The organism is Massilia sp. S19_KUP03_FR1, from assembly GCF_036688685.1.
Lineage (GTDB): Bacteria > Pseudomonadota > Gammaproteobacteria > Burkholderiales > Burkholderiaceae_D > JALYUM01.
Genome location: NZ_JAQQPS010000018.1, coordinates 22894 through 49270, shown reverse-complemented (window position 1 = coordinate 49270; position 26377 = coordinate 22894). Strand labels below are relative to the sequence as shown.

The window sequence follows — 26377 nt, the reverse complement described above, 5'->3', positions numbered from 1 at the left end:
CATCCATCGCGGCCTCAACGGCCACTCCGCATACCAGCAAGACCCCTTATAAAAGAGCCCATGTCCGATACCAAACCAGCCCCGAAAGCGGGCAAGAAGCCTGAATCCAAATACCCGGTCAACATGACCGATACCCCGTTCCCGATGCGCGGCGACCTCGCCAAGCGCGAACCGGGCTGGGTCAAGCAATGGCAAGACAAGAAGCTGTATGAGCGCGTCCGTAAAGCGCGTGCCGGCGCGCCGAAATTCATCCTGCACGACGGCCCGCCGTACGCGAACGGCGACATCCACCTGGGTCACGCCGTCAACAAGATTTTGAAGGACATGGTCGTCAAGGCGCGCACCCTGGCGGGCTTCGATGCGCCCTACGTGCCGGGCTGGGATTGCCACGGCATGCCGATCGAAATCCAGATCGAAAAACTGTATGGCAAGAACCTGCCGACCGCCGAAGTATTGACCAAGGCGCGCGCCTATGCGCTCGAACAGATCGACAAGCAGCGCGCCGGCTTCATCCGCCTGGGCGTGCTGGGCGAATGGGACAACCCCTACATGACGATGGCCTTCGGGAACGAAGCCGATGAACTGCGCGCGCTGGGCACCCTGCTGGAAAAGGGCTATGTGTACCGCGGCCTGAAACCAGTGAACTGGTGCTTCGATTGCGGCTCGGCCCTGGCTGAAGCAGAAGTCGAATACCAGGACAAGCGCGACCCCGCCATCGACGTCGGATTCCCGTTTGCCGAACCTGAAAAACTGGCGACCGCTTTCGGCCTGCCGGCCCTGCCTGCGGGCGATGGCTTCATCGTCATCTGGACCACAACCCCATGGACCATCCCGTCCAACCAGGCACTGAACGTCAACCCGGAAGTGACCTATGCGCTGGTGCAGACCACGCGCGAGGACAAGCCGCTGCTGCTGATCCTGGCTGCCGACCTGGTGGAATCGTGCCTGACGCGCTACAAGCTCGAAGGTGTAGTCATCGCGACGACCACCGGCGAACAGCTGGCCGGCATCGCCTTCCACCATCCGCTGCACGCCACCGACGCGTTCTACGACCGCTTGTCCCCACTCTACCTGGCCGACTACGTCACCACCGAGAGCGGTACCGGCGTGGTCCACTCCGCGCCAGCCTACGGCCAGGACGACTTCATCTCGTGCAAGGCGCACGGCATGAAGGACGACGATATCCTGAAACCCGTGATGGGCGATGGCCGCTTCGTGCCGACGCTGCCGCTGTTTGGCGGCATGACGATCTGGGAAGCGTCGAAGCCGATCTGCACGGCGCTGACCGCTGCCGGCGCGCTGTTTGAAGTCAAGATGTTCGACCACAGCTACATGCATTGCTGGCGCCATAAAACGCCGATCATCTACCGCGCCACCAGCCAGTGGTTCGCCGGCATGGATGTCACGCCAAAAGACGGCGGCCCGACCTTGCGCGAAACGGCGCTGGCAGGCATCGAGCAAACCAGTTTCTTCCCTGATTGGGGCCAGGCGCGCCTGCACGGCATGATCGAGAACCGTCCCGACTGGACGCTGTCGCGCCAGCGCCAATGGGGCGTGCCGATGGCCTTCGTGCTCAACAAGGAAACGGGCGAGCTGCATCCGCGCACGCCAGAATTGCTGGAGCAGGTCGCCAAGCTGATCGAACAAGGCGGCATCGATGCCTGGCACGCGCTCGACCTGAACGACCTCCTCGGCGACGAAGCAGCCCAGTACGAAAAGAACCGCGACACGCTCGACGTCTGGTTCGACTCCGGCTGCACGCACCAGACGGTGCTGCGCGGCTCCCACAAGAACCAGCTGGCCTTCCCGGCCGACCTGTACCTGGAAGGCTCGGACCAGCACCGCGGCTGGTTCCACTCGTCCCTGTTGACGTCGTCGATGTTGAATGGCGTGCCGCCCTACAAAGCCCTGCTGACGCACGGCTTCACGGTCGACGCCGAAGGCAAGAAGATGTCCAAGTCGCTGGGTAACACCATGGCGCCGCAAAAAATCTCCGACACGCTCGGCGCCGACATCCTGCGCCTGTGGGTCGCCTCGACCGACTACACGGGCGAGCTGTCGATCTCGGACGAAATCCTCAAGCGCGTCACCGAGTCGTACCGCCGCATCCGCAACACCCTGCGCTTCCTGCTGGCGAACACCTCGGACTTCGACCACGCCGCGCACGCGGTGCCGGTGGCCGAGATGCTCGAAATCGACCAGTACGCCGTCGCTGCGATGGCGCAGCTGCAATCGGACATCCTGGCGCACTACGAGCGCTACGAGTTCCACCCGGTGATCGCACGCCTGACCAACTACTGCTCGGAAGACCTGGGTGGCTTTTACCTGGACATCCTCAAGGATCGCCTGTACACCACCGCCCCGGGCTCGCACGCCCGTCGCTCGGCCCAGACCGCGCTGTGGCACATCGCGCACAGCCTGCTGCGCGTCATGGCGCCGACGCTATCGTTCACATCGGAAGAAGCGTGGGCCGTGTTTGCTGGCGCCGATGCGTTTGCAGCCAGCGATGAAACCATCTTTACGCAAACCTGGTGGACGTTGCCGGTGGTTCCTGAAGCCGACGCACTGGTGGAAAAATACACGCAGCTGCGCGCCGTGCGTGCGGACGTCACCAAGCAGCTCGAAGAACTGCGTACCTCGGGCGCGATCGGCTCGTCCTTGCAGGCGGAAGTGACGATCCAGGCCGCGCCAGGGAAGTTCAAGCTGCTGGCCAGCCTGGACGACGACCTGAAATTCGTCTTCATCACGTCGCAGGCAAACACCGTCGAAGTGGCGAACGAAGCCGATGAGACGGTGGCCGTGCATGCGTCAACGGAAGCGAAATGCGAGCGCTGCTGGCACTACCGCGCGGACACCGGCAGCCATGCCGACCATCCGGGCCTGTGCGCACGCTGCTACAGCAATCTGTTCGGCGCCGGCGAAGTGCGGCGCTTCGCGTAAGACTCGTTGCACGCTGCCGCCACCGCGCCTTGACAGCGCCGTGGCGGCCCCTCCACCTCACCTGACCACATGATGGCCACCAAAAAAAAACAAATATTCTCGACCACCTCGAAAAATAGCGGCAGCATGCTGCCATGGCTGGGCATCGCCGCCATCGTGATCCTGCTCGACCAGGTGACGAAAATTGCGATCACGAAGACGTTTCAGCTGGGCGATTCACGCCCGATCACCAGTTTCTTCAACCTGGTCCTGGCCTACAACCCGGGCGCCGCGTTCAGCTTCCTGAGCGACCAGGGCGGCTGGCAGCGTTATTTCTTCACCGGCATCGGCGTTGTTGCGGTCGGCTTCATGGCGTATCTGTTGCGCCGCCACGCCGGCCAGCGCATGTTTTGCTGGGCGCTCGCATTGATCATGGGCGGCGCGATCGGCAACGTCATCGACCGCGTCCTGTATGGCCACGTGATCGACTTCCTCGATTTCCACCTTGCCGGCTGGGGCCACTTCCCGGCTTTTAACATCGCCGACAGCGCGATCACCGTGGGCGCCGTCCTGTTCATCTTCGATGAGCTGCGGCGCGTGAACAAGAACTGATACGAGGAGCTGCGCATGGACCTGCCAGGTAAAAAAATCGTGCTCGGCCTGACCGGTGGCGTGGCCTGCTACAAGGCGGCGGAGCTGTGCCGCGCACTGGTGAAACAGGGCGCCGAGGTGCAGGTCGTGATGACCGAGGCGGCCACGCATTTCATCGGCGCGGTCACCATGCAGGCGCTGTCCGGGCATCCGGTGCACATCGACCAGTGGGATGCGCGCATTGCCAACAACATGGCGCACATCGACCTGACACGTGGCGCCGATGCGATCCTGATCGCGCCGTGTTCGGCGGATTTCATCCGCAAACTGGCGCACGGTGCCTGCGACGATTTGCTCTCGACGCTGTGCGTGGCGCGCCCACGCGGCGTGCCACTGCACGTGGCCCCGGCCATGAACGTGGAGATGTGGGACAACGCGGCCACGCGGCGCAACGTGGCGCAGCTGCGCGCCGACGGCATCCGCATCTTCGGGCCCGGTGCCGGCGCGCAGGCGTGCGGTGAGGTGGGTCTGGGCCGCATGCTCGAGCCAGACGAGATTCTCGATGAACTGGTGGCGTCGTTCCAGGCCAAGGTGCTGGCCGGCCGGCGCGTGATGATCACGGCCGGCCCCACTTTTGAGGCGATCGATCCGGTGCGCGGCATCACCAACCTTTCCTCCGGCAAGATGGGCTATGCACTTGCGCGCGCCGCGCGCGAGGCCGGCGCCGACGTGGTGCTGGTATCCGGCCCGACCACGCTGCCCACGCCGCACGGGGTGCGCCGCATCGATGTACAAAGCGCCCAGCAGATGCACGACGCCGTCATGGCCGGTATCGAAGACCAGCACATCTTCATCGGGGTGGCGGCCGTGGCAGACTGGCGCGTGGTCAATGCCAGCGCGCAGAAGGTCAAGAAGGAAGCAGGCGGGGCGCCGCCGCAGCTGGTGTTCGAACAGAACATCGACATTCTGGCCGCTGTCGCCGCCACCGGCTCGGTGTCCGGCTGGCCGTATTGCGTCGGATTTGCGGCCGAATCGGAGAACCTGATCGAATATGGCGCCGTGAAACGCGCACGCAAAAACGTGCCGCTGCTGGTCGGGAATATCGGACCGCAGGCGTTTGGGCAGGATGAAAACACGGTTATCCTGTTCGACGAGGATGGCCACACGGTGCTGCCGACTGCGCCCAAGCTGGTGCTGGCGCGGCAGATCGTTTCCGAGATTGCGAAACGACTGGAGCGGCGCTCGCTGCTGACTTAACCGCGACACGCCCCCCACCGTCACCCCGGCGCACGCCGGGGCCCATGCTGAACGTGAAAATTCAGCCCAAGCATATTCAGTATGGGTACCGGCTTTCGCCGGTATGACGTTTACACGCGCGCTGGCAAATTACACGCGCGCTGGCAATAACCAAATAAACGGTATATAAAATAGTGAAAACAATCGACATCAAAATCATGGACGAGCGCATGCGCGCCCTGCTCCCGTCCTACGCAACCCCAGGCAGCGCGGGCCTCGACCTGCGCGCCTGCATCGACGAACCGATCACCATTGAAGCCGGCGCCACCGTGCTCATTCCCACCGGCCTGGCCATCCACGTGGCCGATCCGGGCTACTGCGCCATGATCCTGCCGCGCAGCGGCATGGGCCACAAGAACGGCATCGTCCTGGGGAATCTGGTAGGCTTGATCGACTCCGACTATCAGGGACAGTTGATGATCTCTACCTGGAACCGCAGCCAGAGCGCGTTTACCTTGCAACCGCTCGAGCGCCTCGCGCAGCTGGTCATCGTGCCGGTGATGCAGGTCGCATTCAATATCGTCGACGCATTCGACGCCAGTGACCGGGGGGCCGGCGGTTTCGGCAGCACCGGCCAACAATAATAATGAGGACAACCATCATGCATTTGCCTTCCCTGCGCCTCGCGCTCGGCGTCTGCGCCGCCGCCGTGCTGGCGGCGTGCCAGACCCCGGCCATCCAGCCCGCCGACAACGTCACCGTGCCCATCGTGCAAGGCAAACCGCGTGATGCCGCAGCAAGCCTCACGCCCGAAATGGCCGCCAATGCGCAACTGCTCACGAAGATGGCGGCGCTGCAGGACCGCCTGTACCGGGTCGCCGCGCCGCTCCTGATCAACAATGCCGAATTGTGCAAGAGCCAGGCCCGCAACCTGCTCGGCTTCACCGCCAAGAACCGCTACTCGTATCCCGGCGAATTCAACGACGCAGCCCACGAAGCCTTCGGCATGGGTGAACGCCTGCAGGTGACGGGCGTGCTGGCCGGCAGCGGTGCGGCGAAGGCCGGTCTGCGCGTGGGCGACGGCCTGGTGGCGGCCGCCGGCAAGACCCTGCCGACCGGCCAGAATGCACTCGCCTCGGCCGGCGCCGTGTTCGGCCCGATCATCGCGTCCAAGTCGTCCCTGCCCCTGTCAATCGACCGTAATGGCGACCTGCGCGACCTGAACGTGCCCGTCACGCGCGCCTGCGCGTTTGCCATCGAATTGGGCAATGCCGACAGCATCAACGCCTATGCGGACGGCAGCCGCATCATGGTCACGCGCGGGCTGATCGCGTTCACGCGCAACGACCAGGAACTGGCCTACATCGTGGCCAAAACGATGGCCCACAATATGCTCGGCCACGCGGCCATGCAGCGCAATGCGGGCACCATTGGCAGCATCATCGACAGCCTGGTCAGCGTGCGGCCGGATACGTCGATGTTGATCGGCAGTGGCGGTATCAAGGCCATGCCGGCAGAACTCGACGTCGCCGCCGACCGCCTCGCGCTGTACCTGCTGGTGCGCGCCGGCTACGAAGTCGCCGACGCCGCCACTTTCTGGAAGCGCCTGCACGGCACCTATCCGCCGACGGTCCTGAATGGCTACGTGGCGAACCACCCGGCCACTGCCGCGCGCGTGGCCGCCATCGACAAGGCCGAAGACGAGATCAAGGGCAAGCGCACGGCGAAGAAACCGCTGCTGCCGTAAGCCTCACAAGGTTGGCCGCAACGGCCAACCTGCCTCCTGTCGTTATTCATTCGTCATCACCCCGTCATATCTCCCCGCTAGTCTGCGCTGCATCCTCACTCACGCAGATAGTCATGACCAACTCGACCCGCTTTGCCCCCTCGCTGACCTTGATCGCCCTCGCCGTTGCCGCCTTGTGCAGCGGACCATCCGCAATCGCCGCCGAACCGGAGGTCGATGTTGCGAACGCCGACGTGCCCGAACTGGTCACCGTACAAGTCACATCGACCAAGACCCGTTCATCGATGTCGCTGGGCGGCGCCGAGATCCAGAAAGTGATCCCGGGCGTGAACCCTTTGAAAGCCATCGCGGCCCTGCCGGGTGTGAGTTTTCAGACGGCCGACCCTTGGGGCAATAACGAACAAAACCTGTCGCTGTTCGTGCACGGCTTCAACGGCCAGCAACTGGGCTACACGATGGATGGCGTGCCGCTCGGCGACCAGCAATACGGCAACTACAACGGCCTGGCGCCGCAGCGTGCGCTCACCAGCGAAAACGTGAGCCGCGTGGTGCTGGCGACCGGCGCCGGCGACCTCGGTACCGCCTCCACCTCCAACCTGGGCGGCGCCATCGAAACCTATTCGCGCGACCCGGCCAAAGAGCGCAACGTCAACCTGCAGCAAACGATGGGCAGCCACAGCGCCACCCGCACCTTCCTGCGCTTCGATACCGGCACCTTTGGCGATAACAACGGCCTGTTTTTCTCGATGCTGCACCACGAAGCGAAGGCCTGGGATTTCAACGGCCGCCAGAGCAATGACCAGGCCAACCTCAAATTCGTCCACGCGAGCGACGCCGGCAAGTTGACGATGTACGCCAACTGGTCCGACAAGACCGAACCGAACGAGGACAGCACCGGCTACGGCCCCGGCATCCCGGTGTCGCCGTACACGCGTCCCTTCCTGTATCCCGATTTCAAGGCCGCCCTGGCCTACCTCGACAGCAAAGGTGCGCCACCAATCGGCGTCGGCACGAACTTCCAGAACTACTACAGCGACGCGCAGCGTACCGACAAGCTGGCCTACGTGAAGTACGAAGCGTTCCTGTCCGACGCCCTCACCTGGAGCAACCAGGCCTACTACCACCACAACGATGGCGCCGGCGTCGTGGCTGGTCCGATCAACCAGGCTGGCCTGCCTGCATTGTTCAGCGCGTACTTTCCGGGGGTAGCTGACAAGAAGCCAGTGTTCGGCAATTCGGGCTACGCAACCCGCACGACCGAATACAAGATCAATCGCAACGGCTGGATTTCCAAGCTGCGCTGGGATGCGGGCGACCACCAGGTCGAAGGCGGCATCTGGTTCGAGCACAATCGCTCCAGCGCCTATCGCCGCTGGTACGCGCTGGACGTGAACAATCCGGGTACGCCGTACGAGCGCCCGACCAATCCCCTGATCACGCAGTACGGCAGCTTCATCGACAACAAGGTGGTGCAACTGCACCTGCAGGACGAGTGGAAGCTGCGCCCTGACCTGGCGCTGCAGGCCGGCTTCAAATCGAGCCTGCAATATGCCGACGGCCAGTTCCCGGTGCAGCAACTGGCAGCGACGCTGACGGGCGGCTCGCTGGCCTTGCCGGTAGGTGAAATCGACACCAAAAAATGGTTCCTGCCACAGCTCGGCCTGCGCTGGGACATGAGCACGACCGACCAGGTGTTTGCCAACGTCCAGCAAAACATGCGCCAGTTCGTCACCTACGGCGGTGGCGGCAATTCGCCATGGAGCCTGGGCAGCCAGGCTGCATTCGACCTGTTCAAGAATACCGCCAAGCCGGAAACGTCGATCACCTACGAGGCAGGCCTGCGCGACAAGCGCACGCTGAACCTGGGCCCGTTGACCGCTTTCGAAGGCCAGGCAGGGCTGTACCACGTCGACTTCAGCAACCGCCAGCTGGCCATCAGCACGAACACGATCATCACCTCGTTCGCCGGCGGCACCACCATCCTGGCCAACGTCGGCAGTGTGAAAACCAACGGCGTCGATCTGGCGGGCACGTTCCGCTTCGGCCCCAACTTCTCGTTCTACAATGCGCTGTCGTACAATCGGTCCGAGTACCAGGACAACTACGATACCGTGACGGGGACGACGAAGACGCCGGTGCTGACCGCCGGCAAGGTGGTGCCGAACACACCGGAGTGGATGAACAAATTTGCCGCTACCCTGAATATGGGCGACGTCGAAATGCAGGTGACGGGCGATTACGTTGGCAAGCGCTTTGCCACTTACACCAACGACCAGTCGGTGGCCGGCTACGTCCTGTTCGGGCTGAACGTTTCGGGCAAAGTGCCGTTCGCGTCGAGCTACGTGAAGAACCTGACCTGGAACGTGAACGTGACCAACCTGGCCAACCGCCAGGGCGTCCTGCAGCCGGTGGTGGGCGCCGCCGCCCTCAACTACGCCGTCTACCCGATCCCGCCACGCATGGGCTTTATCACCTTGAAGGCCGATATCTGATGCAGAGAACCATCGAAACCATGCGGCGCAACGTGCTGCGTGCGACCGGCGCGGCAGCGCTGGCCGGCGCCATGCCGTCACTGGCGTTCGGCCAGCGCCTCGCCCCCGCCGCGCGCCCGCTGCTGCTGGCGCACCGCGGCGCCAGCGCGCTGCGGCCCGAGCACACGCTGGCGGCGTATGCGAAAGCGATTGCCGACGGCGCCGACTTCATCGAGCCGGATCTGGTCGTGACGAAAGATGGCGTGCTGGTGGCGCGCCACGAAAACTTCATGAGCGAGACGACCGACATCGCCACGCGCCCTGAATTCGCCAGCCGCAAGACGAAAAAGACCATCGACGGCGCCCCGCACGAAGGCTGGTTCGTGTCCGACTTCACCTTCGCCGAACTGAAGACGCTGCGCGCGGTGGAGCGCCTGTCCGCAGTGCGCAGCATCAGCCGCGGCTACGATGGGCAGTTCCAGTTGCTCAGCTTTGAAGAGATCATCGATTTCGTCGCGGCCGAAGCGGCGGCACGCGACCGGATCATCGGCCTGGTGCCGGAGCTGAAGCATTCGACCTATTTTGCGAGCACCGGCCTGGCGCTGGAAGAGCGCTTTGTTGCGACCTTGCGCGCGCACGCGTACACGCGCCGCGCGCCGGTGCACGTGCAGTCGTTCGAAGTGGCCAACCTGAAGGCATTGCGCAAAACACTGGGGCGCCCGGATAACGTGCGCCTGATGCAGCTGGTGATTAACGGCGGCAAGCTTGACGCCATGCAGCCAGCCGACGTGGTGGCCAGCGGCGGCGCGCTGACCTTCGGTGCGATGACCACGGCGCGCGGCCTGCGCGACATGGCGGCCTATGCCGACATCGTGGCACCGCCCACGCGCGGCATCATTCCGCTCGGCCCCGACGAACGTCTCACGCGTCCCTTCACGCTGGTCGACGACGCCCACAAGGCCGGCTTGCAGGTACACACCTGGACCTTCCGGCCCGAGAACATGTTTTTGGCGGCCGACTTCCGCAACGATGCCGGCCCGGGTGTGCGCAACGAGGCCGGTTCCATTGCCGAGATGCGGCGCTACCTGGAAACCGGCATCGACGGCCTGTTCAGCGACGACACGGCGCTTGCCAGGGTCGCGATCGGTTGAGATAACTTGACGTCATACGGCCGGGACGCGTTCGTGAGACCGACGACGCATCCCGGCTTTTTTTTGTATGATTGACACCCTTATCTCTCCCGCACCCGCGTTTTACCCATGGATAGCATCGACCTCGAAGTACTCAAAACCTGCGCCGCCTGGCTGGCCGCGGGCCACCGCTGCGAGCTGGTCACAGTCATCAAGACCTGGGGTTCGAGCCCACGCCCTATCGGCGCGACGCTGGCCATCTGCGACGACGGCGTCGTGGTCGGCTCGGTGTCGGGCGGCTGCATCGAGGACGACCTGGTGGAACACGTGCGCCGGCACGGCATCACGCGCACGCTGCCCGAAGTGGTCAGCTACGGCATCAGCGCCGACGAAGCGCACCGCTTCGGCCTGCCCTGCGGCGGCACCATCGAGCTGGCCATCGAGCCCCTCACCAGCGCCAGCGGCATCCACACCTTGCTGGCGGCCCTGGACGGCCACGAACTGCTGGAACGGCGCCTGGTGCTGGCCACTGGCGCTGTCACGCTGGGCGTGGCCGCACCGGGCGCCGTGCAGCGCTTCGAGAACGGCGTGCTGGCCACCATTCACGGCCCGCGCTGGCGCCTGTTCATCATCGGCGCGGGCCAGCTGTCGCGCTTTCTGGCGCAGGTGGCCACCGCCATGGATTACCGCGTCACCGTGTGCGACCCGCGCGAAGAATACCGCGCCGGCTGGTCGCTGCCCGGCGTCGAACTGGTGCACGTGATGCCGGACGACCTGGTCACCGAGGCCCGGCTGGACGCGCGCAGCGCCGTGGTCGCCCTGACCCACGACCCGAAACTGGACGACCTGGCGCTGATGGAGGCGCTCAAGTCCGACGCGTTTTACATCGGCGCCATCGGCTCGCGTAGCAACAACGCCAAGCGGCGCGAGCGGCTCAAATTGTTCGACCTGACGGAGGCGCAGATCGATCGCCTGCACGGCCCGATTGGCCTCTATATCGGCAGCAAGACGCCGGCCGAGATTGCCATCTCCATCCTGGCCGAGCTCACTGCCGTGAAAAACGCGGTGCCGCCAACCCTGCAGATCCCGCATGCGGAAGCGATGATGGCCCAGGCCGCCTAAAACGCGCGCAAGAAACGGCTTGCGCGCAAGCATGTAAAAATGCCACGATTGGTTTTTCGTCCCGAGTGCCGCCTGATGAACACCACCAACCTGATCCGATTGCTCGTGCTGGCCGCCATCTGGGGCGGCTCCTTCCTGTTCATGCGCATCGCGGTGCCGGCGCTGGGGCCGGCGCTATTGATCGAGTACCGGGTCGGTTCAGCAGCCCTGTTCCTGCTGCTGGTCGGCCTGCTGCTGCGCAAGAAACTCGACCTGCGCGCCAACTGGGGCCACTACCTGGTCCTGGGGTTCTTCAATTCTGCGCTGCCATTCTTCCTGTTCGCGTTCGCCGCGCGCACCCTGTCGGCGTCGGTGCTGACGGTGCTCAACGCCACCGCGCCGATGTGGGGCGCGCTGCTCGGCGCCATCTGGACCCGCACTGGCATTAGCCTGCGCACTGGCGCCGGGCTGGCGCTGGGCACGCTCGGCGTCGCGCTGCTGGTGGGCTTCGACCATGTGTCAGCCCGCCCCGGCGCCGGCATCGCAATTGCCGCTGCGCTGGTGGCGGCCGTTTGCTACGGCATCGCCAGCCTGTATGCCAGGACCGCAAAAAAGGTCGAAGCCTTCTCGAATGCGCACGGCAGCATGTGGGCCGCCGCCCTGCTGACCTTGCCGCTGCTGCCGTTCTTCCCGGCGCCCGGCACGCCGACCGTCGGCATCATGGGCGCGACGCTGGCGCTCGGCATCGTCTGCAGCGGTATCGCGTATATCATTTACTTCAAATTGATCGAAGAAATCGGCACCACTTCGGCGCTCACCGTAACCTTCCTGACGCCGGCGTTCGGCATTCTGTGGGGCGCGCTGTTCCTCGGCGAGGTGGTGGGCTGGTACACCATCGTCGGCGCCGGCATTGTGCTGCTGGGGACCGCGCTGGTGACTGGCTTTATCAAAGGGCCGAACAAGCTGGCGCCGGTCACGGCACGATGACGCACCATGCCGTGCCCCTGCCGCCCGGCTACCGCGTGGCCGATGTGCTGGCGTTTCATGCGCGCGACGCGGAGGGCGTGGCCGAACAAGTGACTCCCGCCGGCTTTCGCAAGGGCGTGCTGGTCGATGGCGTGCCGGTGCTGTTCGAGGTCGCCTTCAGCGCAGATGCGGCGCACTGCACGCTGGCCGCCGACGGCGCGTTGCCCGCCGCGGCCGCCGCCGCCCTGCCGGGCATGCTGGCCCTGCACATCGACCCGGCACCCTTTGCTGCCGCCGTGCGCGCCGATCCCTGGTTCGGCCCCCTGGTCGCGCGCACGCCGGGACTGCGCATCGTGCAGTCGGCCAGCGTGTTCGAGGCCTTGACCTGGGCCATCATCGGGCAGCAGATCAATGTGGCATTTGCGATTGCCTTGCGGCGCACCCTGATCCTGCAGGCCGGACGGCAGCACAGCAGCGGGATCTGGTGTTATCCGGAAGCGGCGGACGTCGCAGCGCTCGCTATCGACGCGCTCACGGCGCGCAAGTTTTCGCGTGCGAAAGCCGAGACCATCCTGCGCCTGGCACGGCTGGTGGCGACCGGCGAGTTGTCGCTCGAGGACGATGCACCCGTCGCGGACATCGCCACGCGGCTGCTGGCGGTGAAAGGCATCGGGCCATGGACGGTCAACTACGCGCTGCTGCGCGGCTATGGCTACGCGGACTGTTCCCTGCATGGCGATGTGGCGGTGCGCTCGGCGCTGCAGCGCTTGCTGGATGAAGACGTCAAGCCGGATATCGCGCGTACCGAGCTGCTGCTGGCGCGCTATGCGCCGTACCGGACCATGGCGGCGGCGTATTTGTGGCGCAGCCTGGGGCCGTACTAACTTGTCACGCCCCAAACCGGCAAGCCATTGAACTGCTGCGCTCCCTCTCCGGCAAACCGGATCAGCTGCGGCAACGGCGCCGTCGCCAGATTCTCGCGCAGATAATCGCCGCCGAGCGACCGGGGAATTTTGAGGCAATATTTGCGGTCATCGACGAGCGGCCCCAGCGTGGATTCCGCCAGACTCACCATCTCCGGCATATACCACGCGTCGAGAAACGCCTGGTTGTACGACAGCGCGTCGAGCGCGGCCTGGTTGCTGGCCACCGGCTCGCACAGCAGATCCTGCGGCCGCAAGCGCCAGTAGCGACCCTCTTCGTCGCGCAGCAGCAAATTGCCGAAAGGATTCGTTCCCAGTATGGCAACGGCGTGCAGGCCGCACCAGCCCCAGGCATCGTTTATGTCGTCTACGGTGATCATCGCGCTCTCCGGGCAGTCAACAAAGATCAGACTGTTCACGGTGCGATGCGTTCCGGCCTTGCAGGCATTCGTTGCGCCCACTCATACAACCTGACGCACAAAAGCAAAAGCCGCTGATTCTCTCTCGAAAATCAGCGGCTTGCATATTGGTTGCGGGGACAGGATTTGAACCTGTGACCTTCGGGTTATGAGCCCGACGAGCTGCCAGACTGCTCCACCCCGCGGGACGAATTATAGCGGAGTGATCCTGATTAGGCAACGCCAATCTAAAATTCTTTCCCGATTGACCGGATTGATGATGAACGCCTGCCAGGATGGCGTTGCGACAGGGCTGCGCCGGGCCGGCAATCGGTGTAAAGTAGACGCATTCACATCACGACTCTGCCCATGAAATTCTGCTCCGACTGTGCCCATCCCGTTGTCCTGACTGTCCCCGAAGGCGACAACCGGCCGCGCTTTGTGTGCAACAACTGCCACGCCATCCATTACCAGAACCCGAAGATGGTGATCGGCTCGCTGCCGGTCTGGGAGCGCGATGGTGAATTCAAGATCCTGCTGTGCAAGCGCGCCATCGAACCGCGCTACGGCTACTGGACCTTGCCGGCCGGCTTCATGGAAAACGCCGAGACCACAGCCGAAGCGGCCATCCGCGAAACCGAAGAAGAAGCCGGCGCCAATATTGCAATCGGCCCCTTGTTCTCGCTGCTGAACGTGGCGCATGTGCACCAGGTCCACCTGTTTTACCTGGCGCGCCTGCTCGACCTCGATTTCGCAGCGGGCATCGAGAGCCTTGAAGTGGAACTATTCTCCGAAGAAGATATTCCGTGGGACGACCTCGCCTTCCCCACCATCCGCACCACCCTCGAACTGTTTTTTGCCGACCGCGTCGCCCAGCGTGAAACCGGCGCGCCGTTCGGCTTCCACGCGCAGGACATCGTGCGACCGATGCTGGCGCCGCGCGAACCAGATTAAACCGCATGATTCCGTGGCTTGAAACGACCACCCCGTTTCCGGATGTCTCGGAAGCGCTGACCACCGACGCACCGGGCCTGCTCGCCGCCGGGGCCGACCTGTCGCCTGCGCGCTTGCTGCTGGCGTATCGGAATGGCATCTTCCCCTGGTTTTCCGAAGGTCAGCCGATCCTCTGGTGGAGCACCGACCCGCGCATGGTGCTCATGACGGACGACCTGCGCATCAGCGCCAGCCTGAAAAAAACCTTGCGCCGCGTGGAACGCAGTCGCGTCGACGGCGGCCCGTGGGAAGTGCGCTTCGACAGCGCCTTCGAAGACGTCATGCGCGCCTGCGCCGCACCGCGCCGCGACGGCCCGGGCACCTGGATCTCGGACGACATCATCGCCGGCTACACCGGCCTGCATGCACAGGGTTTTGCGCACTCGGCCGAAGTGTGGTTCGACGGTGCACTGGTCGGCGGCGCGTATGGCGTGGGCATCGGCACCATGTTCTGCGGCGAATCGATGTTCGCGCGCGTTACCGACGCCTCGAAAATCGCGCTGGCCTATATGGTTGCCTTCCTGCGCAGCCGCGGCGTGCGCATGATTGACTGCCAGCAGGAGACCGGCCACCTGGCCTCGCTAGGGGCGGCGCCTATTTCGCGCGCACAATTTCTAGCCCATTTGCGCCGCGCGGTGGACCAGCCGCCGATCGGCGCGTGGCAACCGTTGGCGCCTTTTAGCGATCAGATTTGAACGCTGCGTTTTTTCGCCCGACTTTGGCTACAATAGCTTTAAACATGTCGTCGAGAGCTACCGCATGACGCACTTAAATGACCTGCCCTTTGCCACGCTGCAGTTTTACACCACTGCGCCCTACCCGTGCAGTTACCTCGATGCGCGCCAGGCCCGTTCGCAAGTGGCCACCCCATCGCACCTGATCAACTCGGACGTGTATTCCGAACTGGTCAAAAGCGGCTTCCGGCGCAGCGGCATTTTTACCTACCGCCCCTATTGCGACGGTTGCAGCGCCTGCATTCCGGTGCGCGTGCAAAGCGCCGCCTTCCTCCCCAACCGCGGCCAGAAGCGGGCCTGGCGGCGTCACGCCAGCCTGGCCGCGACGGTGGCCAACCTCAGCTTTTCGGACGAGCATTACGCGCTCTACCTGCGCTACCAGACCACCCGCCATGTCGGCGGCGGCATGGACCAGGACAGCCGCGACCAGTATGCCCAGTTCCTGCTGCAAAGCCGCGTCAACACCCGCCTGGTTGAATTCCGCGAGCCCGACGGCGTGCTGCGCATGGTCTCGATCATCGACGTGTTGGCGGACGGCCTGTCCTCGGTGTATACCTTTTTCGATCCCGACGTGGCCGGCGCCTCGTTCGGCACCTACAACGTCATGTGGCAAATCGCGCAGGCGCGCGAACTGAACCTCGATTACGTCTACCTCGGTTACTGGATCGCGCAGAGTCCGAAAATGGCCTATAAAACCAATTTTCGCCCACTCGAAGCCCGTATCGACGGCGCGTGGGGCCTGTTGGTAGAGGAATCGCTGTGAGCAATGGTTGCAATCCTCACCAATACTTACACCTCTTGTTTTTGCGCAAGGGATTCGCAGGGTAGAATACGGCCATCATCCTGCCGAAGCGATCCATGTCTGATAAATTCCTGTACCGCCTTGCCCGCCCCGTGCTGTTCTCCCTGGACCCGGAGACAGCCCACAACCTGACCTTGCCTGCCTTACGGCGCGCGCAAGCACGCGGCATGAAGCTTGGCGTCAAGCAGCCCGACGCCGATCCGCGCGTGGTCATGGGCATCACGTTTCCGAACCCGGTGGGTCTGGCTGCAGGTCTCGACAAGGATGGCGCCTACATCGACGCCCTGGCGGCACTCGGCTTCGGCTCGATCGAAGTAGGCACAGTGACCCCGCGGGCGCAGGCCGGCAACCCGCGTCCGCGCATGTTCCGCATCCCGAAAGCGCGCGGCATCATCAACCGCATGGGGTTTAACAATGGCGGCGTGGATGCCTTCGTCGCCAACGTGCAGGCCTCGAAGTTTTACCAGGAACGCCAGGGCGTGCTGGGCCTGAACATTGGCAAGAACGCCGACACCCCCATCGAAAAGGCTGCCGACGATTATTTGGCATGCCTGCGCAAGGTCTACCAGTACGCCAGTTACGTGACGGTGAATATCTCCTCGCCAAATACCAAGAACTTGCGCCAGCTGCAAAGCGCGTCGGAACTCGATGCCCTGCTGTCGCAGCTGAAGGCAGAACAGCTACGCCTGGCCGACGAGCACGGCAAGTATGTGCCGCTGGCCCTGAAAATCGCCCCCGACGTCGACGGCGACCAGATCCGCAATATTGCCGGCGCGCTGCTGCGCCACAAGATAGACGGCGTAATCGCCACCAACACCACGCTGAACCGGCGCGAAGTCGAAGGCATGCGCCACAGCCTCGAGACGGGTGGCTTGTCCGGCCAGCCGGTGTTCGAGCTGTCGAATATCGTCATCCGCGCCCTGAAAACGGAACTGGGCGACGAAATTCCGATCATCGGCGTGGGCGGCATCATGTCCGGCGCGGACGCGGCCGTCAAAATCCGCCAGGGCGCAAAACTTGTGCAACTGTATAGCGGCTTGATCTATCGTGGCCCGGCGCTGGTGCGCGAATGCGCCAATGCACTGAAAATCCCGGTCCAGGAGTAAACATGAAGCGCACGCTGCTCGGCGCAAGCGACTTGTCGGTAACCAAGGTGTGCCTTGGCACCATGACCTTCGGCGAACAAAACACCGAAGCGGATGCGCACAGCCAGCTCGATTATGCGCTGGAACGCGGCATTAACTTCGTCGACACGGCGGAGCTGTATCCGGTGCCCGGCAAGGCCGAGACACAGGGCGCGACCGAACGCTTCATCGGCACCTGGCTGAAGAAAAGCGGCCGGCGCGCAGACATCGTCCTTGCCTCGAAAATTGCCGGCCCTAACCCAGGCATGCCCTGGATCCGCGGCGCCGGCCACAATCTCGACGCCGCCAATATCCGCGCCGCCGTCGATGCCAGCCTGCAGCGCCTGCAAACCGATTACATCGACCTGTACCAGCTCCACTGGCCCAGCCGCAACTTGCCCATCTTCGGCGCCAACAGTTTCAATCCGGCCGCCGAACGGCCCCATGTCGCCATTGCCGAGACGCTGGCGGCGCTCGATGAGATGGTCAAGGCCGGCAAGATTCGCCACATCGGCGTGTCGAATGAAAGCGCGTGGGGCGTGGCGGAATACGTCAAACAGGCGGAACGAAACGGCTTGCCGCGTATCGCCAGCATCCAGAATTTGTACAACCTGACCGCGCGGGCGTTTGAAACGAGCCTGATCGACGAAGCGTGTTTCCGCGAAAACGTCGGCTTGCTGGCGTATAGCCCGCTGGCCTTCGGGCAGCTGACTGCCAAGTACGTGGACAACCCGCAAGCGGTGGGTCGCCTGAGCATTTACCCGCCAACCTGGAGCCCGCGCTACCTGCGCCCTGCCGTGCTGGACGCAACCAGGGAGTACGCCGTCCTGGCGCGGGCGCACGGCATGACGCCGGCAACCCTGGCGCTGGCGTGGTGTTACTCACGCTGGTTTGTGGCGTCGACGATCATCGGCGCTACCAGCTTGCAACAGTTGCAGGAAAACATAGACGCGGCCGAGGTAACGCTGTCCGATGAGCTGGTGGAAGGCGTGAACGCCATTCACGCGCGCTACACCAATCCCGGACAATAAATCAATCTTCCACGTTCACCCGCAGCGCCTGCTCCACATCGCTGCGCGTCACCCCCGGCGCAAAGCGTTCGATGAAGTGATAAGCGTAGGCCCGTAAAAACGCGCCGCGGCGCACGCCCAGGCGCGTGACGTTCGGTGCGAACAGGTGCGACGCCTCGATGGCGCGCATGCCGCGGTCGCGCCCATGGTCAAAGGCCATCGAGGCGACGATACCAACCCCCATGCCCAGCGCCACATACTGCTTGATCACGTCCGAATCCATGGCGGTGAGCATGATGTCCGGCTCCAGCCCCACCTTGGCGAACGCGTCGTCGATATGCCCGCGCCCCGTAAAACCGATGTCGTAGGTAATTAAAGGATACTGGGCCAGGTGTTCCAGCGTGATCGGCCCCACCGTCAGCAAGGGATGGCCTTCCGGCACCACCACCACGTGGCTCCAGCGGTAGCACGGGAACGAGACCAGGTCCGGGAAGGCGGACAAACCCTCGGTGGCGATGCCGATGTCGGCCTTGCCCGACAACACCCACTCGGCGATATGTTCCGGTGCGCTTTGCTGCAGCGCGATGCGCACGCCCGGAAACGCGGCGCGGAACGATTGCACCACTTGCGGCAAGGCATAGCGCGCCTGCGTGTGGGTGACGGCAATGGTGAGCGTGCCACTGTCCTGGTCGGCGTATTCCTGGCTGGCTTGCTGCAGGTTTTCCGCTTCCACCAGCAGGCGGTCGATGATCTTCAGGATGCCTTTGCCGGGGCCGGTCATGCCGGTGAGACGCTTGCCGTTGCGCTCGAAAATGATGACGCCGAGCTCGTCTTCAAGCTCGCGGATCTGGCGGCTCACGCCAGGTTGGGACGTGAACAGTGCATGCGCCACTTCGGTCAGGTTGTAGCCGCGGCGCGCGGTTTCGCGCACCGAACGTAATTGTTGGAAGTTCATATGTTCGCTCCGGCATCGACAAAATCGTTGACGAACACCTGCATCTTGCGGGGGCGCACGACCAGCGTATCGCCTTCCAGCAATCCCAGGCCCTGGAAGCGTTCATTGGCCATCACCGCTTCGATGAGTTCCGCGTTGTCGCTGCGCTCGAGGTCGAGCTGCGCAAGCGGTCCGATGGCGTGAGCACGGCGCAATTTCACGATGACACCTTCCATGCCCGGCACATAGCGCTCGACATCGAGGTCGTGCGGACGCACATAGCCAATCCCGGCGCCGTTCTGCACGGCGGCATGTTGGGGTGCGTCGAAGCGGACGTCGCCGGTGGCAAGGACGCCTTCATGCACGCGTCCGTGGAAAATGTTCACGTTACCGAGGAAACCGTAGACGAACGGCGAGGCCGGATGGTTGTAGACCTCGGACGGCGTACCCAGTTGTTCAACGCGGCCCTTGTTCATCAACACCACGCGGTCGGCCACTTCCAGCGCTTCTTCCTGATCGTGCGTCACGAAAATGCTGGTCACGTGCAATTCATCGTGCAGGCGGCGCAGCCAGCGCCGCAATTCCTTGCGCACTTTCGCATCGAGCGCGCCGAACGGTTCGTCGAGCAGCAAGACGCGCGGCTCGACGGCCAGTGCGCGCGCCAGCGCGATGCGCTGGCGCTGGCCACCGGACAATTGCGGCGGGTAACGGTCGGCCAGCCAGTCGAGCTGGACCAGGTCGAGCAGGGATTTCACTTTCTCGCGGATCTGCTGCTCGCTTGGACGCTCCTTGCGCGGGCGCACGCGCAGCCCGAAGGCGACGTTTTCGAACACGGTCATGTGGCGGAACAGCGCGTAATGCTGGAACACGAAGCCGACTTGCCGCTCGCGCACATTGCGCGCGGACGCGTCTTCACCGTCGAGCAGGACTTGCCCGCTGTCCGGGTTTTCCAGGCCGGCGATGATGCGCAGCAAGGTGGTTTTGCCGCAGCCGGACGGGCCCAGCAGCGCGGTCAGTTCGCCGTTGGGGAAATTCAGGGAGACGTTGTCGAGCGCCGTGAAGTTGCCGAATTGTTTGTGGATATTATTAACAGCGATGGTCATATTCAGCTCCGTGCTTCGTGCGAGATAGGCATCAGGGCGGCTTCATCCGCGGCGGTTTCGCCGGACTGGTGCAAGCGCCATTCGATAAAGGATTTGATTGCAAGCGTCACCAGGGCCAGCAGTGCCAGCAGCGAGGCGATCGCAAACGCGGCCGTGAAGTTGTATTCGTTGTAGAGGATCTCGACCTGCAGCGGCATGGTGTTGGTTTCGCCGCGGATATGCCCCGACACCACCGACACCGCGCCGAACTCGCCCATGGCCCGTGCATTACACAGGATCACGCCGTAGAGCAGGCCCCACTTGATGTTCGGCAGTGTCACGCGGCGGAAAATCTGCCAGCCAGACGCGCCCAGCACCAAGCCCGCTTCTTCTTCTTCGCTGCCCTGCGCCTGCATCAGGGGAATCAGTTCGCGCGCCACGAACGGGAAGGTAATGAACACGGTGGCCAGCACGATGCCCGGCACGGCGAACAGGATCTTGATGTCGTGTTCCTGCAGCCAGGGTCCGAACCAGCCTTGGGTGCCGAACATCAGCACATAGATCAGGCCGGAAATCACGGGCGACACCGAGAACGGCAAATCGATCAAGGTGAGCAGGATGCTTTTGCCGCGGAACTCGAACTTGGCAATCGCCCACGCCGCGCAGACACCGAACACCAGGTTCAGCGGCACGGAAATCACGGCGGCAATCAGGGTCAGCTGAATGGCGGAAATGGCGTCCGGGTCGAGGATGGATTCGACGTAGACGTCCCAGCCCTTCTTCAGCGCTTCGGCGAACACAGCGACCAGGGGAATGAACAGGAACAAGGTCAGGAAGGACAGCGCAATGGTCACCAGCACATACTTGATCCAGCGCGGCTCGAGCGTGTTGGTGGGGGCGCGCTGCGCGCTTGCCACCGGTTTCACAGGGAGATCGATCACGGCGCTCATGCTTTACCTGCCCGTTTGCGTGTCCACGCTTGCAATAAATTGATCGTCAGCAGCAGTGCGAACGACGCCACCAGCATCACCACGGCAATCGCGGTGGCGCCGGCGTAATCGTACTGCTCCAGCTTGGTAATGATGAACAGCGGCGTGATTTCCGACACCATCGGCATATTGCCGGCAATAAAAATGACGGAACCGTATTCGCCGGTGGCGCGCGCGAACGCCAGCGCAAAGCCGGTCAGCAAGGCCGGCACCAGGTTCGGCAGGATCACGCGCCAGAAGGTTTGCCACGGCGACGCGCCCAGGCTGGCCGCTGCTTCTTCGAGTTCGCGCTCGGCGTCTTCCAGCACGGGCTGAACGGTGCGCACCACGAATGGCAAGCCGATGAAGGTCAGCGCGACCACCACACCGAGCGGCGTGAAGGCGACCTTGATGCCGACTTGTTCAAGGTACTTGCCGATCCAGCCATTCGAGGAATACAGCGCGGTGAGCGTGATGCCGGCCACCGCGGTGGGCAGCGCGAACGGCAGGTCGACCAGCGCATCGATAAAGCGTTTGCCGGGGAATTTATAGCGCACCAGCACCCACGCGACGATGCCGCCAAAGAAGACATTCAGGAGCGCCCCGATCAGCGAGGCGCCGAAGGTGAGTCGGTACGACGCCATCACGCGCGCCGACGTCACCGCGCTCCAGAACGCTTCCCACGTCATGGTGAAGGTTTTCAGGAACACGGCCGACAGCGGGATCAGGACGATCAGCGCCAGATAAAAAAGCGTGAAGCCAAGCGTGAGGCCGAACCCGGGCAATACCCGGGTCGGCGCGGCGCGCGGCTTGAGGAGAGAGGTCATGGCAGCCTTATTACATTTTCTTCTAATAAGGTGCGATGTTCGCATGCAAAGCAAATAAGGCAAACGAAGCAGAATTCATTTGCATAGATACTTTGGCTATAAGAACCTACCTCGGTAGACCGGAGTCGCTGCTGGCGCGCCTGACAAGCGATGGCTGCGTTGCTCGTCCTAGCATGGATCACCATGCGTCGTCCTCGCGCCTTGCCCTCGCTTGCCATGCATCGCCATCAGCTTCCTCCTACCTACCGCGATAGGTTCTAAGCCTACTGAATCAGTTTATACGCCACGGTCGTCAAGGTCAGTGCCAGCACCACGCGCAGAATTTTTTCCGGCACCACCTTGGCGGCCATGGAACCGAGCGTGATGCCCGGGACCGAACCGACCAGCAAGGTCAGCAGCAGCATCCAGTCAATCGAACCAAGCCACCAGTGGCCGAGCGCGGCAATTGCCGTCAGCGGCACGGCGTAGGCGATGTCGGTGCCGGCCACTTCGGCCGGGTTCAGGCGTGGATAGAGCATGACCAGCAAGGTAGCGCCGATGGCGCCAGCGCCAATCGACGACACCGTCACCAGTGTCCCCAGCACCACACCGGACACGACCGTGGCCGTGGCCAGGGTCTTGCCCTGCAGTTGGCGGCCCGGACTGGCGTGGACCCAGCGCAGCATGCGCGAGCGAAAGATCAGCGCGACCACGGTCAGCAGCACCGAGCCGGCGATGGAGTAACGGATGATCTGGCCGATTTCCTTGTTGAGCGCGCCGAACTGCGACAGCGCCAGCGTGGCCACCAGCGCGGCCGGCAGCGCGCCCATACAGAGGCGCCGCACAATATGCCACTGCACGGTGCCGTTCAGGCGATGGGTGATGGTGCCGACGCCCTTGGTGATCGAGGCAAAGGCCAGATCCGTTCCGACGGCAACGGCGGGGTTGACGCCAAACAGGAGGGTCAGCAAGGGCGTCATCAGCGAGCCGCCGCCGACGCCCGTCATGCCGACCAGCAGGCCGACTGCAAAACCTGCTGCAATATAGGTAAACGACATAGAGACTCCCCATCCGAACTCGAGCGTACTCGTGCCGATGGGAAATCACAACAACAGCTTCCTTATTTGCTTATGCGCACAACACACCAAGGCGCTGCAGCGCCATCGCTTGGATCCCGTTTTGCAACGGGATGACATTGAAGCGGAAAGTGATCCTTTCCGCTTCAATGTCATTTATTTGGTTGCGGCGTCAGGCGCAAGTACGGCCGCTCGGCCGTAAAACCTTTTGGATACTTCGCCTTGAGCACGTCCGGATCCTGCACCGTCAGCGGAATGATGACGTCGTCGCCATCTTTCCAGTTGCCCGGCGTCGCCACGCTGTAGCCGTCGGTCAGTTGCAGCGCATCGATGACGCGCAGCACTTCGTCGAAGTTGCGGCCGGTGCTCATCGGGTAGGTAATCATCAGGCGCACTTTTTTGGCGGGATCGATGATGAACAGCGAGCGCACCGTGGCGGTGGCCGATTGTTCCGGGTGGATCATGTCGTACAGCGTGGACACCTTGCGGTCGGCGTCGGCAATGATCGGAAAGCCGACGATCGTTTTTTGCGTGGCTTCGATGTCGGCAATCCACTTGCGGTGCTGCTCGGCCGGATCGACCGAGAGCGCGATCGCCTTGACGTTGCGCTTGTCGAATTCGGGTTTCAGCTTGGCGGTCAGGCCCAGCTCGGTTGTGCAGACCGGCGTGAAGTCGGCCGGGTGCGAAAACAGCACCACCCAGGAATCGCCCGCCCAGTCATAAAAATTGATATTGCCAATCGTCGAATCTTGTTCGAAATCGGGTGCGCTATCGCCCAGTCGTAAAGTCATCTTCGTCTCCAGAGTGAAAGTTCAAATACTTGAACGAATGATCATGCCATGAAGGACGCGCACACGCCAAGCCGGAAAGGCGTCCAAGCTTATGCGAAAAATTTCAATAGAACCGATTGAACAGGACCACGATCCACGCGCCGGCTGCCAGCAACATCGCCAGGCAGACTGCCGCGCTGCCGAAATCCTTGGCGTTTTTTGACAGCGGATGGCGCTCCAGCGAAATGCGGTCGACCACCGCTTCCAGCGCCGAGTTGAGCAATTCAACACAAAGGACAAACACCAGCACGCCGATCAAGACGAACTTTTCGAAAGCGGAAATTTTCAGCAGCAGCGCGATGACGCTGCCGATGACAAACATGGCCATCTCCTGGCGAAACGCATGTTCGTTTTGCCATGCTGCCTTGAAACCATCGGCCGAATTGCGACAGGCTGCAAGGATGCGCCCGAGACCACTTTTGCTCTTGAACTGGCTGACGGGAGTTTCCATAATATTTTCATTTGTGCAAGGTAATGATCCATTATGCCTCGCCCCTGCAGCCACTGGAAGCGATTGCCACTGCGTTTCACATTATGGTATAAAGACAGGGAGTTACTGCACTGCACAAACCACATCATGAAAAACGACGCCCTTCTCCCCATCACCCCCGCCAAAACCTCGATCCAGGTGATCGAGCGCATGAACGCGTTACTCGATGCGCTGGCGCAGTATCCGGACCCGGTCAGTTTGAAGGAATTGGCGAAGGTGTCCGGCCTGCATCCGTCGACGGCGCACCGCATCCTCAACGACATGGTGGTCACGCGCTTCGTCGACCGGGTCGAACCGGGCACTTACCGGCTCGGGATGCGCTTGCTGGAGCTGGGCAATGTGGTGAAAAGCCGTTTATCGGTGCGCGAGGCGGCGCTCGACTTCATGCGCAACCTGCACAAGAAAACCCAGCAAACCATCAACCTGTCGGTGCGCCAGGGCGACGAGATCGTCTACATCGACCGCGCCTTTTCCGAGCGCTCCGGCATGCAGGTGGTGCGCGCCATCGGCGGGCGCGGTCCGCTGCATCTCACCTCGACCGGCAAGCTGTTCCTGTCGGTGGATGAACCGAAAGCCATCCGCGCCTACGCCACGCGCACCGGGCTGGCCGGTCACAACAAGAATTCGATCACGGACCTGGGCAAGCTGGAGCGGGAATTATCGCTGGTGCGGGCGCGCGGCTATGCGCGCGACAACGAGGAGCTGGAACTGGGCGTACGCTGCATGGCCGCCGGCATCCATGACGACACCGGCAAACTGGTGGCCGGACTGTCGATCTCGGCGCCGGCTGACCGCTTGCAGGAAGAGTGGCTGGAAGACCTGATGAGCACGGCCATCCAGATCTCAACCACCCTGGGTTACGCCCTCGGGAACTGACTCAACTTTCGTGCTACCGAGCGGGTTCAATGCCTCGAGCCAGCGCCGCATGCGGCCGGCATCAGCCGTGCGCGACTGCTTGCCCTTGGAATCGAGAAATACCATGATCACGTTGCGTCCCTGAATGACCGCCTGCATGACCAGGCAACGCCCTGCCTCGTTGATGAAGCCGGTTTTTTGCAAGCCAATGTTCCAGTCGGGACTCGCAACCAGGTAATTCGTGTTCCCGTAATGCATGGCGCGGCGACCATCGTCGACCACGTATTTTGGATCGGTGCTGAACTGGCGCAGCAGTGGTTCACCGTAAGCCACGCCGGCCAGGCGCGCCAGGTCGCGCGCGCTGGCCACGTTTTCGCTCGACAGGCCGCTCGAATCCACATAGCGCGTTTCCGACATGCCCAGCTGCTGCGCCTTGGCATTCATGGCCGCGACAAATGCGCCGATGCCACCCGGATAACTACGTCCCAGCGCCGCCGCGGCACGGTTTTCCGAGCTCATCAAAGCGATGTGCAATAAATCGCGCCGGGTCATGGTGGCACCCACGCGCAGGCGCGAGCTGGTGAATTTGTGGCGATCAACGTCGGCGTCGGTGACGGTGAGCATTTCGTCCAGGTTCAGGCCGGACTCCACCACGATCAAGCCCGTCATCAGTTTGGTGATCGAGGCGATCGGCAAGGACACATTCGAATTTTTTTCGAACAGCACCTGGGAACTGGCCTGGTCGACCACAAACGCCACGCTCGACGCCAGCGCCAGCGGATCGGGCGTCTGGTTCAAGCCGGCGCGGTCACCGGCCGTCATCGCGATGATGGCGGGGGCGACACGGCGGCTGTTGCGGTAAATGACCTGGCGTTTGCCGTGACGCTGCACGAGGCGCACCCGCGGCCGTTCGGATGAGGAAGCGGCAGCCTTGTGCGCCTTGACTTTCTTGACCGCGTGGGGACGCTCTTTGGCAGACGCTTCAGGCGGCGCCGAAGCCAGCATCAGGGAAACAAACACGGCGCAAACGAGCTTTAACATCGACGATTCCTTTACAACCAAACTGCTGAGGTGATGATTGCAGTTTAGCGATGCAACAAGCCAACGCAAGGATATTTGACTTTAAGCGATGTTTTTTGCGCGCTAGCAACACAGTTTGCAAAAAATCATACTCAAAGTTTCAACGTCCTC

At 62.9% G+C, this 26377-nt stretch carries 25 protein-coding genes and 1 tRNA gene; 16 read left to right on the top strand and 10 right to left on the bottom strand.

Translation table 11 applies throughout. The features are described from left to right. Positions 1–60 precede the first annotated feature (60 nt). The 10 genes from ileS (at position 61) to V6M87_RS19365 (ending at position 13045) form a co-directional block, all read left to right on the top strand. The gene (gene ileS, locus V6M87_RS19410) at positions 61–2940 is read left to right on the top strand and encodes an isoleucine--tRNA ligase (protein ID WP_332878300.1); all 2880 of its coding nucleotides are present in this window, start codon (positions 61–63) and stop codon (positions 2938–2940) included. 72 nt (positions 2941–3012) lie between these two features. Beyond that, complete coding sequence (lspA, locus tag V6M87_RS19405; protein ID WP_332878381.1) at positions 3013–3531, top strand: signal peptidase II; 519 nt, start codon at positions 3013–3015, stop codon at positions 3529–3531. Between the two features lie 15 nt (positions 3532–3546). Then, positions 3547–4767 (top strand): bifunctional phosphopantothenoylcysteine decarboxylase/phosphopantothenate--cysteine ligase CoaBC, encoded by a 1221-nt coding sequence (coaBC, locus tag V6M87_RS19400; protein ID WP_332878299.1) that lies wholly within the window; start codon positions 3547–3549, stop codon positions 4765–4767. Positions 4768–4940: 173 nt separating this feature from the next. Further along, the gene (gene dut, locus V6M87_RS19395; protein ID WP_332878298.1) at positions 4941–5390 is read left to right on the top strand and encodes a dUTP diphosphatase; all 450 of its coding nucleotides are present in this window, start codon (positions 4941–4943) and stop codon (positions 5388–5390) included. Between the two features lie 17 nt (positions 5391–5407). Beyond that, complete coding sequence (locus V6M87_RS19390; RefSeq protein ID WP_332878297.1) at positions 5408–6493, top strand: M48 family metallopeptidase; 1086 nt, start codon at positions 5408–5410, stop codon at positions 6491–6493. A gap of 113 nt (positions 6494–6606) precedes the next feature. Beyond that, positions 6607–8985, top strand: coding sequence for a TonB-dependent receptor (locus tag V6M87_RS19385; protein ID WP_332878296.1), 2379 nt, complete (start codon positions 6607–6609; stop codon positions 8983–8985). Next, positions 8985–10115 (top strand): glycerophosphodiester phosphodiesterase, encoded by a 1131-nt coding sequence (locus V6M87_RS19380; protein ID WP_332878295.1) that lies wholly within the window; start codon positions 8985–8987, stop codon positions 10113–10115. The genes V6M87_RS19385 and V6M87_RS19380 overlap by 1 nt, the downstream gene beginning before the upstream one ends. A 108-nt stretch (positions 10116–10223) precedes the next feature. Beyond that, positions 10224–11216 carry an XdhC family protein gene (locus V6M87_RS19375; protein ID WP_332878294.1) on the top strand — a complete coding sequence of 331 codons (993 nt, stop codon included), beginning with the start codon at positions 10224–10226 and terminating at the stop codon, positions 11214–11216. 75 nt (positions 11217–11291) lie between these two features. Further along, positions 11292–12182: a DMT family transporter gene (locus tag V6M87_RS19370; protein ID WP_332878293.1), complete on the top strand. Its 891-nt coding sequence runs from the start codon at positions 11292–11294 to the stop codon at positions 12180–12182. Further along, the gene (locus V6M87_RS19365; RefSeq protein ID WP_332878292.1) at positions 12179–13045 is read left to right on the top strand and encodes a DNA-3-methyladenine glycosylase 2; all 867 of its coding nucleotides are present in this window, start codon (positions 12179–12181) and stop codon (positions 13043–13045) included. Before V6M87_RS19370 ends, V6M87_RS19365 begins: the two co-directional genes overlap by 4 nt. On the opposite strand, the gene V6M87_RS19360 is transcribed toward V6M87_RS19365, so the two are convergent. Continuing rightward, positions 13042–13503, bottom strand: coding sequence for a T6SS immunity protein Tdi1 domain-containing protein (locus V6M87_RS19360; RefSeq protein ID WP_332878291.1), 462 nt, complete (start codon positions 13501–13503; stop codon positions 13042–13044). The genes V6M87_RS19365 and V6M87_RS19360 overlap by 4 nt on opposite strands. 108 nt (positions 13504–13611) lie before the next feature. After that, positions 13612–13688: transfer RNA gene (locus V6M87_RS19355), tRNA-Met, on the bottom strand. A 163-nt stretch (positions 13689–13851) separates the two neighbouring features. Between V6M87_RS19355 and V6M87_RS19350 the strand changes: the two genes are divergently transcribed. The 5 genes from V6M87_RS19350 to V6M87_RS19330 all read left to right on the top strand — a co-directional run bounded on the left by V6M87_RS19350 (position 13852) and on the right by V6M87_RS19330 (position 18166). Beyond that, a complete protein-coding gene (locus V6M87_RS19350) occupies positions 13852–14436 on the top strand; it encodes an NUDIX hydrolase (protein WP_332878290.1) in 585 nt (194 codons plus the stop codon). 5 nt (positions 14437–14441) lie between these two features. Then, the gene (gene aat / locus V6M87_RS19345; protein WP_332878289.1) at positions 14442–15170 is read left to right on the top strand and encodes a leucyl/phenylalanyl-tRNA--protein transferase; all 729 of its coding nucleotides are present in this window, start codon (positions 14442–14444) and stop codon (positions 15168–15170) included. A 64-nt stretch (positions 15171–15234) separates the two neighbouring features. After that, positions 15235–15972, top strand: coding sequence for an arginyltransferase (locus V6M87_RS19340; RefSeq protein ID WP_332878288.1), 738 nt, complete (start codon positions 15235–15237; stop codon positions 15970–15972). Between the two features lie 95 nt (positions 15973–16067). Beyond that, positions 16068–17117, top strand: coding sequence for a quinone-dependent dihydroorotate dehydrogenase (locus V6M87_RS19335; RefSeq protein WP_332878287.1), 1050 nt, complete (start codon positions 16068–16070; stop codon positions 17115–17117). A gap of 2 nt (positions 17118–17119) precedes the next feature. Further along, entirely contained in the window at positions 17120–18166 is a 1047-nt protein-coding gene (locus tag V6M87_RS19330) for an aldo/keto reductase (protein ID WP_332878286.1), read from the top strand. Position 18167: 1 nt separating this feature from the next. On the opposite strand, the gene V6M87_RS19325 is transcribed toward V6M87_RS19330, so the two are convergent. The 7 genes from V6M87_RS19325 to V6M87_RS19295 form a co-directional block, all read right to left on the bottom strand. Then, a complete protein-coding gene (locus V6M87_RS19325; RefSeq protein WP_332878285.1) occupies positions 18168–19100 on the bottom strand; it encodes a CysB family HTH-type transcriptional regulator in 933 nt (310 codons plus the stop codon). Beyond that, on the bottom strand, positions 19097–20182 hold the full coding sequence (locus V6M87_RS19320; RefSeq protein ID WP_332878284.1) for a sulfate/molybdate ABC transporter ATP-binding protein: 1086 nt from the start codon (positions 20180–20182) through the stop codon (positions 19097–19099). Before V6M87_RS19320 ends, V6M87_RS19325 begins: the two co-directional genes overlap by 4 nt. A gap of 2 nt (positions 20183–20184) precedes the next feature. Continuing rightward, positions 20185–21111: a sulfate ABC transporter permease subunit CysW gene (gene cysW, locus V6M87_RS19315; protein ID WP_332878283.1), complete on the bottom strand. Its 927-nt coding sequence runs from the start codon at positions 21109–21111 to the stop codon at positions 20185–20187. Next, entirely contained in the window at positions 21108–21956 is an 849-nt protein-coding gene (cysT, locus tag V6M87_RS19310) for a sulfate ABC transporter permease subunit CysT (protein WP_332878282.1), read from the bottom strand. Before cysT ends, cysW begins: the two co-directional genes overlap by 4 nt. Before the next feature lie 263 nt (positions 21957–22219). Continuing rightward, positions 22220–22993 (bottom strand): sulfite exporter TauE/SafE family protein, encoded by a 774-nt coding sequence (locus tag V6M87_RS19305; protein ID WP_332878281.1) that lies wholly within the window; start codon positions 22991–22993, stop codon positions 22220–22222. Between the two features lie 170 nt (positions 22994–23163). Continuing rightward, entirely contained in the window at positions 23164–23802 is a 639-nt protein-coding gene (locus tag V6M87_RS19300) for a peroxiredoxin (RefSeq protein WP_332878280.1), read from the bottom strand. Between the two features lie 103 nt (positions 23803–23905). Next, positions 23906–24292, bottom strand: a complete 387-nt coding sequence (locus V6M87_RS19295; protein ID WP_332878279.1) for a diacylglycerol kinase — start codon at positions 24290–24292, stop codon at positions 23906–23908. 126 nt (positions 24293–24418) lie between these two features. Here V6M87_RS19295 and V6M87_RS19290 point away from each other — a divergent pair, with 126 nt between their 5' ends. Next, a complete protein-coding gene (locus V6M87_RS19290; RefSeq protein ID WP_332878278.1) occupies positions 24419–25207 on the top strand; it encodes an IclR family transcriptional regulator in 789 nt (262 codons plus the stop codon). Here the strand turns inward: V6M87_RS19290 and V6M87_RS19285 are convergent. Further along, on the bottom strand, positions 25175–26227 hold the full coding sequence (locus tag V6M87_RS19285) for a serine hydrolase (RefSeq protein ID WP_332878277.1): 1053 nt from the start codon (positions 26225–26227) through the stop codon (positions 25175–25177). The genes V6M87_RS19290 and V6M87_RS19285 overlap by 33 nt on opposite strands. Between the last annotated feature and the right edge of the window lie 150 nt (positions 26228–26377).